The sequence below is a fragment of the Streptomyces montanus genome, from assembly GCF_005786655.1.
GTDB lineage: Bacteria > Actinomycetota > Actinomycetes > Streptomycetales > Streptomycetaceae > Streptomyces > Streptomyces sporangiiformans.
The window spans coordinates 89,723-107,083 of sequence record NZ_VBZC01000016.1 but is presented as its reverse complement, the minus strand read 5'-3'; the positions used below and the strand labels follow the sequence as shown (position 1 = coordinate 107,083).

At 69.4% G+C, this 17,361-nt stretch carries 13 protein-coding genes; 3 read left to right on the top strand and 10 right to left on the bottom strand.

From position 1 onward, the window contains the following. Window positions 1–74 precede the first annotated feature (74 nt). The 5 genes from FE633_RS16755 to FE633_RS16735 form a co-directional block, all read right to left on the bottom strand. Window positions 75–2,411, bottom strand: coding sequence for an ABC transporter permease (locus FE633_RS16755; protein WP_138045956.1), 2,337 nt, complete (start codon window positions 2,409–2,411; stop codon window positions 75–77). After that, complete coding sequence (locus FE633_RS16750) at window positions 2,408–3,094, bottom strand: ABC transporter ATP-binding protein (protein WP_138045955.1); 687 nt, start codon at window positions 3,092–3,094, stop codon at window positions 2,408–2,410. Before FE633_RS16750 ends, FE633_RS16755 begins: the two co-directional genes overlap by 4 nt. Further along, a complete protein-coding gene (locus tag FE633_RS16745; protein ID WP_138045954.1) occupies window positions 3,091–3,615 on the bottom strand; it encodes a PadR family transcriptional regulator in 525 nt (174 codons plus the stop codon). The genes FE633_RS16750 and FE633_RS16745 overlap by 4 nt, the downstream gene beginning before the upstream one ends. A gap of 179 nt (window positions 3,616–3,794) precedes the next feature. After that, window positions 3,795–4,049, bottom strand: coding sequence for a type II toxin-antitoxin system antitoxin (locus tag FE633_RS16740; RefSeq protein ID WP_171059979.1), 255 nt, complete (start codon window positions 4,047–4,049; stop codon window positions 3,795–3,797). After that, window positions 4,046–4,981: an SPFH domain-containing protein gene (locus FE633_RS16735; protein ID WP_138045952.1), complete on the bottom strand. Its 936-nt coding sequence runs from the start codon at window positions 4,979–4,981 to the stop codon at window positions 4,046–4,048. The genes FE633_RS16740 and FE633_RS16735 overlap by 4 nt, the downstream gene beginning before the upstream one ends. Before the next feature lie 272 nt (window positions 4,982–5,253). Between FE633_RS16735 and FE633_RS16730 the strand changes: the two genes are divergently transcribed. After that, on the top strand, window positions 5,254–7,554 hold the full coding sequence (locus FE633_RS16730) for a transglycosylase domain-containing protein (RefSeq protein ID WP_138045951.1): 2,301 nt from the start codon (window positions 5,254–5,256) through the stop codon (window positions 7,552–7,554). A gap of 52 nt (window positions 7,555–7,606) precedes the next feature. Here FE633_RS16730 and FE633_RS16725 read toward each other — a convergent pair whose 3' ends face one another. The 4 genes from FE633_RS16725 to FE633_RS16710 all read right to left on the bottom strand — a co-directional run bounded on the left by FE633_RS16725 (window position 7,607) and on the right by FE633_RS16710 (window position 13,825). Next, window positions 7,607–9,070, bottom strand: coding sequence for a catalase (locus tag FE633_RS16725; protein WP_138045950.1), 1,464 nt, complete (start codon window positions 9,068–9,070; stop codon window positions 7,607–7,609). Window positions 9,071–9,202: 132 nt separating this feature from the next. Next, complete coding sequence (locus tag FE633_RS16720; protein ID WP_171059978.1) at window positions 9,203–11,341, bottom strand: SpoIIE family protein phosphatase; 2,139 nt, start codon at window positions 11,339–11,341, stop codon at window positions 9,203–9,205. A gap of 314 nt (window positions 11,342–11,655) precedes the next feature. Then, entirely contained in the window at window positions 11,656–12,348 is a 693-nt protein-coding gene (gene fomD / locus FE633_RS16715) for a cytidylyl-2-hydroxypropylphosphonate hydrolase (RefSeq protein WP_138045948.1), read from the bottom strand. Between the two features lie 73 nt (window positions 12,349–12,421). Further along, window positions 12,422–13,825: a class II fumarate hydratase gene (locus FE633_RS16710; protein WP_138045947.1), complete on the bottom strand. Its 1,404-nt coding sequence runs from the start codon at window positions 13,823–13,825 to the stop codon at window positions 12,422–12,424. Between the two features lie 222 nt (window positions 13,826–14,047). On the opposite strand from FE633_RS16710, the gene FE633_RS16705 reads away from it, so the two are divergent. Next, entirely contained in the window at window positions 14,048–14,626 is a 579-nt protein-coding gene (locus tag FE633_RS16705; RefSeq protein WP_138045946.1) for a helix-turn-helix transcriptional regulator, read from the top strand. A gap of 40 nt (window positions 14,627–14,666) precedes the next feature. Here the strand turns inward: FE633_RS16705 and FE633_RS16700 are convergent, their stop codons facing one another. Next, entirely contained in the window at window positions 14,667–16,331 is a 1,665-nt protein-coding gene (locus tag FE633_RS16700; protein ID WP_171059977.1) for a fumarate hydratase, read from the bottom strand. A 188-nt stretch (window positions 16,332–16,519) separates the two neighbouring features. Between FE633_RS16700 and FE633_RS16695 the strand changes: the two genes are divergently transcribed. Continuing rightward, window positions 16,520–17,257, top strand: coding sequence for a DUF1707 SHOCT-like domain-containing protein (locus FE633_RS16695; protein WP_138045944.1), 738 nt, complete (start codon window positions 16,520–16,522; stop codon window positions 17,255–17,257). Window positions 17,258–17,361: the final 104 nt, after the last annotated feature.

Below are 17,361 nucleotides of genomic sequence, written 5' to 3'. Positions count from 1 at the left end.
CGCGGCGCTCCGGAGAGCGCCGCGACCATGGCCCGTACGGGTCGTGCCGATCCCGCGATCCCTGTCCGGTACCGCTACTCGGTGCGCAGCCCGTCCGGCCGCATCAGCCGCAGAAGCGGCGGCAGGCTCAGCAGGGTCACCGCCAGGACCACCAGCGCGCCGATGCCGGTCATGGACAGCACGCTCGCCCAGTCCACCGAGACCGGGACGTCGGTCATCTTCAGCAGGACCGTGCCCAGGGTGAGGCCCACCACCGCCGACAGCGCCAGACCGAGCCCGACCGGGACCGCGGTCTGCCACAGCACCGACAGGCTCAGCGTGCGGCGCCGGGTGCCGAAGGCGACCAGGGCCGACAGCAGCCTCTTGCGTTCACGCAGCTGCTCCAGCTGAGAGACCAGAAGGCTCGCGCCGATCAGCGCCAGGACACAGGCCGCGCCCACGAACAGGCCGGTGCGGATGGAGGAGTACGCGCGGCTGCGCTCGCCGGAGGTCCACACCATCTGGTCCCCGTACCGATCGATCCTCACCGCCGTGTTCCGTACGAGGTCGTAGACGTCCGGCACGGACTCGTCGAGCTTGAGGTAGACCTGTCCGCGGAGGGCGGGCCCTGCCTTGGCGGGCAGCGCGCCCGGCGTGAACAGGAAGCCCCCGCGCTTCGACCCGGTCGGGTCCGTGCGCGACTCGGCCTGCTTCAGGTCCCGCGGTACGGTCCAGGCGACCCGCTTGCCCTGTCCGCTGTTTTCGTAGCCCGGATCGATGTAGAGGGTCCGGCCGGACTGGGCCAGCTTGGGGGTGTCGGTGTCGTACTCCCCGCCCTGGAGGGCGAAGATGTCGCCGTCGCGGCAGGAGGGCAGGGCGGCCGCCTCGCGCAGGGCGGCGCAGTCGCCGACGGCCACCGAGGCGGAGCGGTTGGGATCCGTCCGCCGGTCGCCGAGCCATCCCTCGGAGAACGCCATGACGTCACGTACGCCCTTGGTCCGCGTGAACTGTTCGGCGGCTGAGGCGAGCGGGGTCGCGCTCGGCACGGTGACCTGCATCTGCGCCCGCGAGAGGTCCTGCGGCGACGGCTCCGTGTACTGGCTCTCCACTCCGGAGAACAGCATCTGCAGGGCGATCGCGCCGGCCACCGCCACCGCGATGCCGTTGACCATGCGGGCCGCCGTGCCGCCGCTCAACTGAAGCCGGCGTACGGCCAGTTGCCAGGAGACACTGCCCGAGCCGAGCCGTGCGACGACCGCGTCGACGATCCACGGCAGCAGCGCGGTGACACCGATCAGCAGCAGCACCACCCCACCGGACACCAGGTACTCGTTGAAGTCCCCGTTGTTCTTCCCCTGCCCCACCATCGGGTAGAGCATCGCGAGCCCGCCCAGCGGCAGCAGCAGCCGCCACCACAGCCGGCGCCGCGCGGGCTTCGCGGTGCGCACCACGCCGAGCGGCTCGATGACCACCCGGCGCAAGGCGAACAGGGTGACCAGCACCGCGGCCAACGGGACCGTGACCGCGACCAGGGCGGCCAGCGCGGGCGACGGGTTCAGATAGCTGGGGAACACGCTGACGTCGAAGACCTCGACGGAGCCCGCTGCCTCACGACCGACCAGGAAGAACGCGGCGCCGAAGACCAACCCGAGCGCGGAGCCTGCGAGTGCCTCGCCGGCGGCGATCCGCCGGGTCATCCGGCTGTCGGAGCCGACGAGCCGGAGCGCCGCGAGCCTGCGGTCCCGCCGCTCGCCGCCGAACCGCACGGCCGCCGCGATGAAGATGGCGACCGGGGTCAGCAGCACCACGAAGACGACCAGGATCAGCAGGATCAGTACGGGGTCCATCCCGTCCGACGGATAGGGCTCCCCCTCGCCGAAATGGGCGATGCGGACCACACTGCTGCCGTCGATCTTCGAGGCGAGTCGCTTGCCGCCCGTGTAGTAGGCGAGTTCCTGCGAACCGATGAGCCCGCTCTCGCCGATGGTCCCGACGACGCGGTACGGCACCCGCTCCCGCAACAGTTTCCCGTCGCCGGACTCCAGCAGCTCCTTGAGTGCGGGGGAGGCCACCATCTCACCCGGCTCCGGGAACTTCGTCACCCCCGGTGGCAGCGGTGCCCGTACCCCCTCGGGCTGCAACTCCCGCCCACGGACGCCGCGCTGGCGGTATGTGGTGTCCACCTTCCCGACCAGGACGGTGTTGTCGCCCTTGGGCGTCTTCGTCTCGCTGTACGTGAAGTCCCCGCGTGAGTGCCCGCGGTCGTCCCGCGCCGCCAACGCGGTCGGGATCGCCGTGGTGAGCAGCAGCAACGCCACGCCGAGGCCGACGCCGACCGCCGTCAGCAGGACCCGGCTCCAGCCCTCGCGGCCGCCGGTGAACGCGAACCTGGCCCCCATGCCCAGGTCCCTCAACCACTGACGCATCCTCATACGATGCGCTCCATGTCCCGCGACTTCCCGTCGCGGACGACGATCTCGCGGTCGGAGTACGCGGCGACGCGCGCCTCGTGCGTGACGAGGACGACGGCGGCGTTGGCGGACCGGGCGGCCTCCGTGAGCAGTTCCATCACGCGTTCGCCGTTGAGGGAGTCGAGCGCGCCGGTGGGCTCGTCGGCGAACAGCACGCGCGGGTTGGTGACCAGGGCACGGGCCACGGCGACCCGTTGCCCCTGACCGCCGGATATCTCGCCGGGCCGCTTGCCCCTGAGGTCGTCGACCTCCAGCCGCTCCATCCAGGACAGGGCGGTGCGCTCGGCGTCCTTGCGGGAGGTGCCGTTCAGCCGCAGCGGCAGCGCGACGTTCTCGACGCAGGTCAACTCCGGTACCAGCTGCCCGAACTGGAAGACGAACCCGAACTCCGAGCGGCGCAGCGCACTGCGCCGGGCGTCGCTCATGGTCGCCATCTCGTGGCCGTTGTAGAGGATCGAGCCCGAGTCCGGAGGCACGATGCCGGCGAGGCAGTGCAGCAGGGTCGACTTGCCGGAGCCGGAGGGGCCCATCACGGCGACGACCTCGCCCGGGTGGATGGAGAACTCGGCGCCGTCGAGGGCGTTGGTGGGGCCGTACGCCTTGCGCAGGTCGTGGGCGGCGAGCAGGGCGCCTGCGGGGATCATCGGGCCACCGCCTCGGCGAGCTTGCCCAGGCGTGCGGCGGTGAGTTCCAGCCAGCGCAGGTCGGCCTCCAGGTGGAAGAGGGCGTGGTCGCAGATCAGTTGGTCGGCGAGGTCGCCCTTGCGCTTGCGGTCGGTGAGGATCCGCATCATGCGCAGGTGCTCGGAGCGCTGAGTGTCGAGGATCTCGGCCGCGTCCCGGTGCGTGAGCAGGGCGAGGACGACCTTGGTGTAGAGGGTCGACTGGAGGTAGGGCTCGGGCTTCTCCGGCGTCGCGAGCCACCGTTGGACATCGGTGACGCCCGCCTCGGTGATCGCGTACCGCTTCCGCTCCGGGCCTTCGCCCGCCTCGATCCCGTCGACCTCCACGAGGCCGTGCTTCAGGAGCCGGGACATCGTCGAATAGACCTGGCCGTAGTGCAGTGGCCGATCGTGACCGAACTTCTCGTCGAAGGCCCGCTTCAGGTCGTAACCGTGGCGCGGGCCGGACTCGAGGAGCCCTAGAAGTGTGTGACCGATGGACATGAGAGCGGACTCTACACGCGGCGTATACACCACGTGTATACGCGCCGCGAATAGGTCGGCTGCGGGGCGTACGAGAGCGCAGGTCAGCCGTGATTGTCACGGTTCTGCTACATGGCGGAGGGGTCGTTTCCGGCCGATGCGGAGGTCTGGGGCGGAGCCCGTGGCGGGGCGCCTTTCCTCTACTCCTCGGCCTCTCCGGACGCGGGAGGCCGCCCCCGGCGAGCGATCGGCCCGGCCGCGCCCGGCAGCCGCCCGGCCTCCGCGAGAGCGCGGCGCAGCAGAAACTCGATCTGCGCGTTGGCCGAACGCAGTTCATCCCCGGCCCAGCGGGCCAGTGCCTCGTACACCAGCGGATCCAGCCGCAGCAGCACCTGCTTGCGCTGCTGCGGCCGAGGCCGCCGCTTGGGGGAGGACCCCTCGGAGGGAGCTGTCACTGGTAAAGAGTCCCGGTGTTGAGGACCGGCTGCGCCGCGCGGTCCCCGCACAGCACCACCATCAGATTCGACACCATCGCCGCCTTGCGCTCGGCGTCCAGCTCCACGATGTCCTGCTCGGTGATCCGGGTGAGCGCGGCCTCGACCATCCCGACCGCCCCGTCCACTATCTGCCGCCGCGCCGCCACGACCGCTCCCGCCTGCTGCCGTTGGAGCATCGCCGAGGCGATCTCCGGCGCGTACGCGAGGTGCGTGAAGCGCGACTCTATGATCTGCACCCCGGCGGCCTCCACGCGCGCGTGCAGCTCGACGGCGAGCTTTTCGGTGATCTCCTCCGCGTTGCCGCGCAGCGACAGGCCCTCCTCGTCGTGCGCGTCATAGGGGTACTCGATCGCGATGTGCCGCACCGCCGCCTCGGTCTGCGTGGAGACGAACTCCAGGAAGTCGTCCACTTCGAAGGTGGCCTGCGCGGTGTCCTCGACCTTCCACACCACCACGGCGGCGAGCTCGATCGGGTTGCCGTAGGCGTCGTTGACCTTGAGGACGGCGGTCTCGTGGTTGCGTACACGCGTCGAGACCTTCGTGCGTGACGTCAGCGGGTTCACCCAGCGCAGTCCGTCCTGCCGGATCGTGCCCCGGTAGCGGCCGAAGAGCTGGACGACGCGGGCCTCGCCCGGTGCCACCATGTTCAGTCCGCACATCGCTGTGAAGGCCGCGACGCCGACGAGGACGCCGAGGGTGATCAGCGCTGCCCTGCCGCCCGTGGAGCCCACCGCGCCCCCGCCGACGATCATCCCGGTGCCCAGCAGCAGCCCCAACAGGCTGAGCAGCAGCGCGAGTCCGCCTCCGATGCTGTGCGCGGTGAACTCCCGCACGCGCGGCGCGGGCATCTCGGGTGTGTCGGCGACGGCCGCCGAGTTGTCCATGGACATGGATGGTCCCCCGTGTCGTAGTCCCACTGTTCGTTCTTCTCAGCTAGCTTCAGTCTATCTAAGTGATATCACTTTACCCCTTCGCGGCAACCTTCCGACCCTCTGGCTCGTCGTTTCCTTAGGACCGGGTGCTGATTGTCACGTCCGGAAAAGGCTGGATCGACCGACCTTTGTCACAACGCGTGGTGTTAGCTTTCTGAGCTGGCCTCAGCGGCACCTGTGTGACGCAAGAGAATTGAAGCGGTTAGAGCGAAGCGGAGCGGAACGGACCCATGGGAAGAGCGGACGAGAGACGAGCGCGGCAGCGCGGTGGCCGCCGCGCCGCGCCCAAGCGCTCCTCCGGGGGCAGCGGCATACGCCGGTTCTTCACCTGGAAGAAGATCCTGGGCACGTTCTTCAGCCTCTGCCTGCTCGGCATGGCCGCCTTCGTCGTGCTGTACCTGATGATCGACGTCCCCAAGGGCAACGCCGCGGCGACGCAGCAGAGCAACATCTACAAGTACAGCGACGGTAAGATCCTCGCCCGCACCGGCAAGGTCAACCGCGAGCTCGTCGACCTCACCGAGGTGCCCAAGCCCGTCCAGAAGACCTTCGTCGCCGCCGAGAACAAGTCGTTCTACAAGGACGCCGGCGTCGACTTCAAGGGCACGGCCCGCGGTCTGCTCAACACCCTCTCCGGCAAGGGCAAGCAGGGCGGTTCGACGATCACCCAGCAGTACGTCAAGAACTACTACCTCGAGCAGGACCAGACCGTCACGCGCAAGCTCAAGGAACTGGTCATCTCGCTGAAGGTGGACCGCACGACGTCCAAGGAGGACATCCTCGCGGGCTACATCAACACCAGCTACTACGGCCGCGGCGCGTACGGCATCCAGGCCGCCGCCCAGGCGTACTACCGAGTGGACGCCAGGAAGCTGACGGTGGAGCAGGGCGCCTATCTCGCCGCGCTGTTGCAGGCCCCGAGCCAGTACGACTGGGCGGTCGCCACGGACAGCGGCAAGGAACTGGTCAAGCAGCGCTGGAACTACGTCCTGAACAACATGGTCGAGGAGAAGTGGCTGGACTCCTCCAAGCGCGACGGCATGAAGTTCCCCGTGCCCAAGCCGCCCCAGGGCGCGCCCGGTATGGAGGGGCAGACCGGCTATCTGGTGGAAGCCGCCAACATCGCGCTGGAGAAGCAGCTCGTCGCCCAGGGCAGCGCCTCCGACATGGAGGACGCCGAGGCGAAGGTCACAGCGGGCGGCTGGACCCTCACCCTGAACATCGACAGGAAGAAGCAGACGCAGCTGGAGAAGGCCGTCAAGACGCAGCTCACCAGCAAGCTGGACAAGGACAAGCGTCCCGTCGACGGCGACATCCAGGCCGGCGCCGTCTCCGTCGACCCGAAGACCGGCAAGGTCCTCGCAATCTACGGCGGCGTGGACTACGTCAAGCACTACAGGAGCAACGCGACCCGCCGCGACTACCAGCCCGCGTCCACCTTCAAGCCGGTGATCCTGGCCGCCGCCCTGGAGGACAAGGCCGAGACGCAGGACGGCACTCCGATCACGGCGAACACCATCTACGACGGCACCAGCAGGCGTCCCGTCGAGGACGACGGCAAGAAGGTCGGGTTCGATCCGCCGAACGAGGACGACGAGGACTACGGCGACGTCACCGTGCAGACCGCGATGAACCAGTCCATCAACTCGGTCTTCGCGCAGATGGGTGTCGACGTCGGCATGAAGAAGGTCATGGAGGTCGCGGGCGAGCTCGGCATGGACACCAAGGGCATGGAGGCCGTGCCCGCGCAGACGCTCGGCTCCATGGGCGCGAGTCCGATGGAGATGGCCGGGGTGTACGCCACTCTCGACAACCACGGCAGGAAGGTCACCCCCGCCGTGGTCAAGTCGGCCGAACACAAGGACCGTCCGGTCGAGTTCCCGGACCCCGTCGGCGACCAGGTCATCAGCGTCAAGGCGGCCGACACCGTCACCTCGGTGCTCACCGGCGTGGTCGACGACGGTACGGCCAAGACCTCGGTGCGCGACAACCCGGCCCGCGACGGCCAGCAGGTCGCGGGCAAGACGGGTACGTCCGACAAGAACAGGTCGGCCTGGTTCACCGGCTACACCCCGAATCTGGTGACGTCGGTCGGCATGTTCGGTGAGGACGCGAAGACCGGCGCCCAGGTGACGATGCAGGGTGCCACCGGCGAGCTTCCGGGCAAGGGCCGCGTCGCAGGCGGCAGCTTCCCCGCCCGGATCTGGGCGGCGTACACGTTCAACGCGATGGGCGAGGTCAGCAAGTTCGACCTGGACACCGACCAGGGTGCGGGCGTCGAGCCGACGGCGCCGCCCACGCCGACCGAGGACCCGGTGACGCCGAGCACGCCGACGACGCAGCCCACCAGCAAGCCGTCGAAGACGAAGAAGCCGACGAAGGAACCCACGGAGGAACCGACGACGGAGCAACCGACTCAGGAACCGACGACGGAGGAGCCCACCGACCCGGCCACGACGCCACCGGTCGATCCCCCGGACACCGGGGGCGGCGGCGAGGCGGACGGCGGACAGGGCGGCCTGGACGGATGACGCGGCGGCCCCGCGCCCGGGAGGGGCGCGGGGCCGCGGTGCGGCGAGGAGATCAGCCGCCGTTCACGTTGAGGGCGATGCGGTCACCGATCTCCTTGTCGATGTTGCGCCAGTACTGGAGCGCGCGGTCCTGGACGGGGCGGCTCACCCCGTTCTTCAGGTGCCCGCTGACGTTCGAGACGAGCCGGTCGCGGGCCGCGTCGTCGAGGACCTGGCGGACCATGGTGCCCGGCTGGCCGAAGTCGTCGTCCTCGCGGTGCAGCCGATACGCCTCACGGACCATCTCGCCCGCCGTCTGCCAGCCGGCGATGTCGCCGAACTGCTGGACGGCCGCGGCGGGGCCGCCGTACGAGTTGGGCGCGTACACCGCGCCGGTCCTGGCGGCCTCGTACCGCATCGGGCCGTCCTTGGCGTACGAGTGGACCGCCGAGCGCGGCCGGTTCGGCGGCAGCTGGGCGTAGTTGGGGCCGATCCGGTAGCGGTGCGTGTCCGGGTACGAGAAGAGCCGGCCGAGGAGCATCTTGTCCGGGGACGGGCCGATGCCCGGCACCATGTTGGACGGCTCGAAGGCGGCCTGCTCGATGTGGATGAAGTAGTCCTCCGGGTTCTCGTTGAGCGTCATCCGGCCGACCTCGATCAGTGGGTAGTCGCCGTGCGGCCACACCTTCGTCAGGTCGAACGGGTTGAAGCGGTAGTCCGGGGCGTCCTCGAACGGCATCACCTGGACGTGCATGGTCCACGACGGGTGGTCCCCGCGCTCGATCGCCTGGTACAGGTCCCGGCGGTGCAGATCGGCGTCAGCGCCCGCGAGGCGGTCGGCCTCGGCCTGGGGAAGGAAGTCGATGCCCTGGTCCGTCTTGATGTGGTACTTGACCCAGAACTTCTCCCCGCCGCCGTTGATCCACATGTACGTGTGGGACGAGTAGCCGTTCATGTGGCGGTAGGTCTTCGGGATGCCCCGGTCGCCCATCAGCCACGTCACCATGTGCGCGGACTCGGGGGACAGGGTCCAGAAGTCCCACTGCATGTTGTTGTCGCGAAGCCCGTTGTCGGGCCGGCGCTTCTGCGAGCGGATGAAGTCCTGGAACTTCTGCGGGTCACGGACGAAGAAGATCGGCGTGTTGTTGCCGACGAGATCGTAGTTCCCGTGCTCCGTGTAGAACTTCAGCGCGAAGCCGCGGGGGTCGCGCCAGGTGTCGGGGGAGCCCAGCTCACCCGCGACGGTCGAGAAGCGCGCCAGCATCTCCGTGCGCTTCCCGGGCTGGAAGAGGTCGGCCTTGGTGAACTGGCTGACGTCGTTGGTGACTTCGAAGGTGCCGTACGCGCCACTGCCCTTGGCGTGCACCACCCGCTCGGGGACCCGTTCGCGGTTGAACTGGGCCATCTTCTCGATGAGGTAGTGGTCCTGGAGCAGGATCGGACCGTTGGAGCCGACGGTCAGTGAGTGCTCGTCGCTCTCCACCGGGATCCCGGCGTTGTTCGTGGTGTACGGGACCGACTGCGGTGCCTTGGTCACGAGCGTCCTCCCGTCATGACGAGGGTGGGGTCAGGTCGCTTCGCTCACCTCAGCAAGTCAACTCCGCCGACGCCACGTCGGCAACATTGGACAGGGTCTAATTTCGGTGCAATTCCGAGAGCAGCCACGCGGTCACCCTCGGTTCAGCTCGAACCACACCACCTTCCCCGTGCTCAGCCGGGTCGCACCCCACCGCCTGGCCATCTTGTTCACCAGGTAGAGCCCGCGCCCGCCCTCGTCCGTGGCGCGTGCCTGCCGCAGCCGTGGCAGCTGCGGCACGTCGTCGCCGACCTCGCAGCGCAGTACGTCGGTCCGCAGCAGGCGCAGCGTGACGGGCCGTGACGTATAGCGCACGGCGTTGGTCACGACCTCGCTGACGAGCAGCTCCACGGAGTCGCTCAGCTCCTCCAGACCCCAGCGGGACAGCGCGCGGCGCGCCAGCCGCCGGGCCCGGCCCGGAGCCGCGTCCTCGGGGTCCAGATGCCAGTACGCGACGTCGCTCGGCGCGATGCCGTCGAAGCGGGCGGCGAGCAGCGCGATGTCGTCGTCCCGGTCGCCCGGGCCGAGCATGTCGAGCACCTCGTCGCACAGCGCCTCCAGCGGCGGCGGATGGTCCGCGCCGGTCAACTGCGCCGTGGCGGCGAGCTTTTCCCGCAGCTGTTCTATGCCGGTCCACACGTCCCGCAGCCGTGACTCGACCAGACCGTCCGTGTAGAGCAGCAGCGTGGCCCCGGCGGGCGCGTCCAGCTCGACCGCCTCGAAGTCCACACCGCCCACGCCGATGGGGGCGCCCGGCGGCACCCGCAGCACCTCGGCCCGGCCGCCCAGGTGCAGCAGGACCGGCGGGGGATGGCCGGCGTTGGCGATGGTGATCCGGTGCGAGACCGGGTCGTACACCGCGTACAGACAGGTCGCCATGCGGTCGGTGCCCAGGCGCTGCGCCTGCTCGTCGAGGTGGTGCAGCACCTCCTGGGGCGGCAGGTCGAGCCCGGCGAGGGTCTGCGCGGTCGTGCGCAGCTGGCCCATGATGGCCGCCGAGGTCATGGAGTGACCCATCACATCGCCCACGACCAGGGCGACCCGGCTGCCGGGCAGCGGAATCGCGTCGTACCAGTCGCCGCCGACCCGGGCCGTCTCGGCCGCCGGAAGGTAGCGCGAGGCGAGCCGCACACCCGTGGGGCGTGGCAGCGTCTCGGGCAGCATGGTGCGCTGCAGCTCGTCGGCGATGTACGCCTCGCGGCCGTACAGCACCGCCTTGTCGATGCCGAGCGCGCTGTGCGTGGCGAGCTGGGCCGCGACGAGGAGGTCGTCGCTCTCGAAGGCCTCCCGGTCGGGGCGGCGCAGGAAGAGCGCCGCGCCGATCACGCGCCTGCGGCCGCGCAGCGGGGCGAGGATCGCACGCTGACCGCCCGGCACCGTCAGTTCCTCGCCGATCAGCTCGGGCAGCGCGGCACGCGCCGCGGGCGCGTCCGCGAAGACGGGACGCACCCCGCGCAGCACCTCGTTGAGCGCGCCGCCGGGCCGCACCTGGCACAGCTCGGCGGTGACCCCGATATCGGGCTCGGGCTGGAGCGAGGGCAGCAGGAAACCATCGGTGTCCCGGTCCTCCGGGATCCGGTCCGTACGCCGCAGCCGCAGCACGACGGGTCCGGTGGGCCGCTCGTCGCCGACCGGCAGCGGATCGCGCAGATAGACCAGGATCGCGTCCGAGAAGGTCGGCACGGTGGCCCGGCACAGACCCATCACGATCTCGTCGAGATCGATGCCGCGCGCGATCCGCCGGGTCGCGGCCCCCACGAAGCGCAGCCGGTCGCCGTCACGCCGCATGGGCATGGGCCCGGCGGGCGCCGTGCCCTGCCCGGTACGGCGGTCCGCCGGGCCGACCGGCGGACCGGCGGGCGCCTCGGCGCCCGACTGCGGCTGCACCGGAATGCTCTCCGGCGCGGGACGCGGCCGGTGCGGATCCGGTTCGGCGGCCGACGGCTGGGAGTGCTCGGGGCCCGCGGGTACGGGCGTACCGGCCGGTCCATGACCGTCGGACGGCGCGGGGGTGCCGTGGCTGCCCGCGGGGGTGCCGGTGGCGGCAGAGCGGGCTTCGGCGGGAGCGGGGGAGCCCAGGGGGCCCTGTGCTGGTAACGGGGCGGAGCCCAGCGGCTGCTCCGGAGTACGCAGAAGCGCCCCGCGGGGGTCCGCGGGGGCGGTGGGCCGGGCAGCGCTTGGCTGGCGGCGCTCATGGGAGGTGGGGTGCTCCGTCACGCGTGTCGAATCCATCCGTCCGGGGCTGCGCGCCGTGCGTGCGGTTCGTCCCGCAGAGAACCCGATACCCGGAATACGTGTCCCAGGAACGGAATTCCCGCGTGGTCAGACAGCCTCTCAGGGCCGGCCCCGGCCGACGCCGACGGGGACAGCCTGTCAGGCCGCCTCCGGACCCTACGGCCGCCGTAGTCCTCGTACCCCTCGCTCACGTCCTGCCGCCCCTCGGTGACGTTCGGTCAAGCCCAGCGCATGCCGCGGGAGTTGTTGCTGCTGCGCGCCCTTTGCGGAGGACGATCCTACGGTTGTACCACGGGCGCGCAACCAGGGTCTCATGTGGACACGTGCGCGGGCGTACGGTCCCAGTCGTCCGGGAGTGCGGGTACGGACCAGGCCGGATCCGGGCGCCAATGCTGCCATCCGTCCGAGAACGGCGGACCCCAGGCCCGGATCACCTCCACCGCGGACCGTCCCGCTTCCCTTACGCGTGTGGCCAGTTGCACATCCATCAGACCATCCCGTTGAGCTTGCGCGAACTCGTCCTCGTCGCGCCAGCCCCAAGTTCGGTCCGGGTACACGGAGATGTCCAGGAAGTGGTCCTCGGAGTCGACTCCGCTGGCCCATCTGACCAGCGGTTCTTCCAAGTTGACGTACCAGTTCTTGAACTGCCAGCCGGGCTCCCAGAACAGCCACACCGACCACGGCTCACCGGGCCGGGCCAGCTTCAGCACGCCGGTGCCGAACCAGCGGTCGCGCTGCACCGTACGTGGCTTGGTGTAGCGGGAATCCAGCGGCTCCACATGGACGGGGGTGCCGTCGGCGAGCACCGGCCTCACACACTCGGTGCCGGGCGCCATCCACACGGCGAGGAGCTCGTCGTCGTCCCGCACGACGGTCACGGGACGGCAGATGTGGACCTGCTCGCCGCCGTTCTCCCGGTACCGCCACAGGATCTGACTCCCGGGGGTCCAGAAGGCCGCCGCTCCGCCCGCTTCCACGTCTGTCACCGCTCCACCCTCTGCCATGACCAGATATTAGGTGTCCACGGCATACGACGCTGCGGCGCGCGTCACGGTTCGCGCCGGGCGCACGAGCCTGTTACGGGCGCGTCATCCGCAGGACATCCAGCGCCTCGTCCAGTTGCTCCAGGGTGAGATCGCCCCGGTCGACGTACCCGGATTCCAGCACGACCTGGCGGATCGTCTTCCGCTCGGCCAGTGCCTTTTTGGCCACCTTTGCGGCCTCCTCGTACCCGATGTACTTGTTGAGTGGTGTCACCACGGACGGTGACGACTCGGCGTACTCACGGGCCCGTTCGCGGTTCGCGGTGATCCCGTCGACGGTCCGGTCGGCGAGCAGCCGCGAGACGCTCGCGAGGAGGCGTACGGACTCCAGGATGTTCTTCGCGATGACCGGAAGCATCACATTGAGCTCGAAGTTCCCGGCCGCCCCCGCCGCCGCGACGGTGGCGTCGTTTCCGGTCACCTGGGCGGCGACCATGAGGACGGCCTCGGGAATGACCGGATTCACCTTGCCCGGCATGATCGACGATCCGGGCTGGAGGTCCGGGAGGTTGATCTCGGCGAGCCCGGTGCGGGGGCCCGAGGCCATCCACCGCAGATCGTTCGCGATCTTGGTCAGCCCGACCGCGATCGTGCGCAGCTGCCCACTCGTCTCGACGATCCCGTCCCGCGCCCCCTGCGCCTCGAAGTGGTTGCGCGCCTCGGTGAGCGGGAGCCCGGTGGTCCGGGCGACCTCGGCGATCACGGCGGCGGAGAACCCGGGCGGGGTGTTGATGCCGGTGCCTACGGCCGTTCCGCCCAGCGGCAGTTCGGCCAGCCGGGGCAGTGTGGCGCTGAGCCGCTCGATGCCGTAGCGCACCTGCGCCGCGTATCCGCCGAACTCCTGGCCCAGCGTCACGGGTGTCGCGTCCATGAGATGCGTACGCCCGGACTTCACGACGTCCGCGAACTCCTCGGCCTTGCGCTCCAGGGACGTGGCCAGGTGCTCCAGGGCGGGCACGAGATCGCGTGTGACGGCGGCCGTGGCCGCGATGTGGATGGACGAGGGGAAGACGTCGTTGGACGACTGGGACGCGTTCACATGGTCATTGGGGTGTACGTCCCTGCCGAGCCGTTCGCTTGCGAGGGTGGCGACGACCTCGTTGGTGTTCATGTTGGACGAGGTGCCGGACCCGGTCTGGAACACGTCGACGGGGAAGTGCGCGTCCCACCGGCCCTGCGCGACCTCTTCCGCCGCTTCCTGAATCGCCTCGGCGATGTCCTTGTCGAGCACGCCGAGCCGTGCGTTGACCTTGGCCGCGGCGCCCTTGACGCGGGCGAGGGCCTCGATGTGGGCGCGTTCGATGCGCTGCCCCGAGACGGGGAAGTTCTCCACCGCCCGCTGGGTCTGCGCCCGCCACTTGGCGTCCGCCGGGACGCGGACCTCTCCCATGGAGTCGTGCTCGATCCGGTAGTCCCCGGTCGCGTTCTCTTCGGTCATGCGCCGATCACCTCCAACTCTGACAGCACGCGAGGCGTTTCTGGTGTTCCCGATGGGATTTACGGCCGCCTCGTTCCCGGAGGCGGGTGTGATCCATCGCCGATTCGTAACTGATGAGTAGCCTGCTAGACATTTCAAGTACATCGGGGCGAGTCCACCAGCACGAGGCTCCGATGCCCCCCACTCAGTGGAGCTGTGGTGCCTCATCACTTCGCTGCCCCGATGGATTCCCGGGTGATGTCGCTGTCGGTCGCGCTCGTCAGCCGTTGCGGTCTCATTCCGCCCTCGCTTTCCCGGAACCGCGCCCGGCTGGTCCGGGAACCGCGCGAGATGCGCGCGAGTGACGATGTCGTGCTGTTCTACGGAGCGGACATGGCGCAGGAGTTGACGCGTTTCTCGGCCGAGGCGGAGGACGGACTGCCGCCCGCCGCGGTTCTGGCTCCCTGGCTCGACCTCGATCCGGCGATCGCCGCCGAGCAGGTCAGGGGCGCTTCCCGGGCCAGGGCCAGGGAAGGGGAGCGTGGCAGGACGCGGTCGGCGGTGACGGTGACGGCGGTGACAGTGACTGCCCCGGACCGGCGTATACGCCTTTCCCAGCGGGAGCGTCAGCTCATGGACCTGCTCGTCTCCGGCCTCGGCGTCCGTGACGTCGCCCGCGAGATGCTGCTGACCGACAAAACGGTCAGGAACTATATGAGCCGCATCTACGGCAAGCTCAATGTGCGCTGCCAGTCGGAGGCGATCCTGTGCTGGCTCGGGCACTTGGACGTCGAGACACCACTCAGCCCGTCCGGCGTTTGAGGCGGCGGGGTGAAATCCATCCCCGCCGCCCCGAAAGGCACTACGCCAGCCCGGGCCCCCGCACCGGAATCGACGTGAACGTGGGCGCGGGCGCGGGGTCCTTGAAGAAGTCGTTGCCCTTGTCGTCGACCACGATGAAGGCCGGGAAGTCCTCGACCTCGATCTTCCAGACGGCCTCCATGCCGAGCTCCTCGTACTCGACGACCTCGACCTTCTTGATGCAGTCCTGGGCGAGCCGGGCGGCCGGCCCGCCGATGGAGCCGAGGTAGAAGCCGCCGTGGGCGTCACAGGCGTCCGTGACCTGCTTGCTGCGGTTGCCCTTGGCCAGCATGACCTTGGAGCCGCCCGCTGCCTGGAACTGCTCCACGTAGGAGTCCATCCGCCCCGCCGTCGTCGGACCGAACGAACCGGACGCGTACCCCTCGGGAGTCTTCGCCGGTCCGGCGTAGTACACCGGGTGGTCCTTCAGGTACTGCGGCATCTCCTCACCCGCGTCCAGCCGCTCCTTGATCTTGGCGTGCGCGATGTCGCGCGCCACGACCAGCGGACCGGACAGGGACAGCCGGGTCTTGACCGGGTACTTCGTCAGCTCGGCGAGGATGTCGTCCATCGGCTGGTTGAGATCGATCTTCACCACGTCACCCTCTTCGAGGTGCTCGTCCGTGGTGTCCGGCAGGAACCGCGCCGGATCCGTCTCCAGCTGCTCCAGGAAGACGCCCTCCGCCGTGATCTTCGCCACCGCCTGGCGGTCGGCCGAGCAGGAGACGGCGATCGCCACCGGGCAGGACGCGCCGTGCCGCGGGAGGCGGACCACACGTACGTCGTGGCAGAAGTACTTGCCGCCGAACTGCGCGCCGATCCCGATCTGCTGCGTCAGCTCGAAGACCTTCTGCTCCAGGTCCTTGTCCCGGAAGCCGTGGCCCAGCGCCGAGCCCTCGGCCGGGATCTCGTCCAGGTAGTGCGCGGACGCGTACTTCGCGGTCTTCAGGGCGTATTCCGCGCTCGTACCGCCGACGACGATCGCCAGGTGGTACGGCGGACAGGCGGCCGTACCCAGCGAACGGATCTTCTCCTCGAGGAACTTCATCATCGAAGCCTCGTTGAGGACCGCCTTCGTCTCCTGGTAGAGGAACGACTTGTTGGCCGAGCCGCCGCCCTTGGCCATGAACAGGAACTTGTACGCGCCGCCGTCCGTCGCGTACAGCTCGATCTGCGCCGGGAGGTTGGAACCGGTGTTCTTCTCCTCCCACATGGTCAGCGGAGCCATCTGCGAGTAGCGCAGGTTCAGGTTCTTGTACGCGTCGTAGACACCGCGCGAGAGGGCGGCCTCGTCGCCGCCCCCGGTGAGCACGTTCTGCCCGCGCTTGCCCATCACGATCGCCGTGCCGGTGTCCTGGCACATGGGCAGCACGCCCGCGGCGGCGATGTTCGCGTTCTTCAGGAGGTCGAGCGCCACGAACTTGTCGTTCGACGACGCCTCGGGGTCGTCGATGATGCGGCGCAGCTGCGCGAGATGCGCCGGGCGCAGGTAGTGCTGGATGTCGTGGATGGCCTCCTCGGCGAGCTTGCGCAGCGCCTCCGGCTCGACCTTGAGGAACGTGCGCCCGTCGGCCTCGAAGGTGGAGACACCCTCGGAGGTCACCAACCGGTACGGGGTGGTGTCCTCTCCCTGGGGGAGCAGATCGGTGTACGCGAACTCAGGCATCTCGCCCATTCCTCACTCGACAGGTGGCAGCTGGCCTCCGTTGGCAGCGCCCACCAGCGTAGAACCTGGCCGCACGGCGGGGCTTGTGAGGTAAGGCTCAGTTCAAGTGCCTGGGCGGCCTCCGGCGGGCTTACCGAGGACGCGACAAGGGGTAGTCGCGATCTATCGCGTTTGGGTACGCTGTGGCCGTGGACCTTCAGAAGCGCCCCACAGGCGATGGGGAACAGCCCGACCGGCAGCCCGCGACCACCGACCGGAAGCCCGTGGCGGCGACCGAGCTGCGCTGCTCCGACGCAGACCGCGACCGCACCGCCGACATCCTGCGGGACGCCCTCGCCGAGGGCCGCATCACCGCGGAGGAGCACGCCGAGCGCGTCGAGGGGGTCTTCCGTGCCAAGACCGTCGGCGAGCTCGAGCCACTCGTTCGCGACCTGCCCGGCGCCCACGGGGCCGGCGCGACGCGGGCGTACGAGCCGGCGCCGAACCACCCCGCCCCGGGGGCGGTGCCCCCGGTGGCCGACGAGAACGTGGCGGCGGTCTTCAGCTCGGCGGTACGCAAGGGGCGTTGGCGAGTAGGCCGTCGCACGCACGCGTACGCGATCTTCGGCAGCGTGGAGATAGACCTCAGCGAGGCGGTCTTCGAGCACCGCCAAGTCGTGATCAAGGCGATCGCGGTCTTCGGCAGCGTGGAGATCCGCGTCCCGGAGAACGTCTCGCTGCGGGGCAACGGCGGCGGGGTGCTGGGCAGCTTCGAGGTGTCCACGCTGGATTCGGGCGAGCAGGACGCGCCCGTGGTCTATGTGGACGGACTGGCCATATTGGGAAGCGTCGAGGCAAAGCCCAAACGGGGCAAGATGATTGAGGATCTCCTCGACCGGATCAGCGACCGGGTGCACGGTCAGATGCGCAAACACCTCGGGCATTGACGGTTGCGAATTCGGCGCCACGCGAAGCGCTTTGGTCCGGCTGAATCCGGCCGGACCCCCTCGGGAACTCCCGTGCTTCGGAACTCAGTGCATAGGCCCGCGCA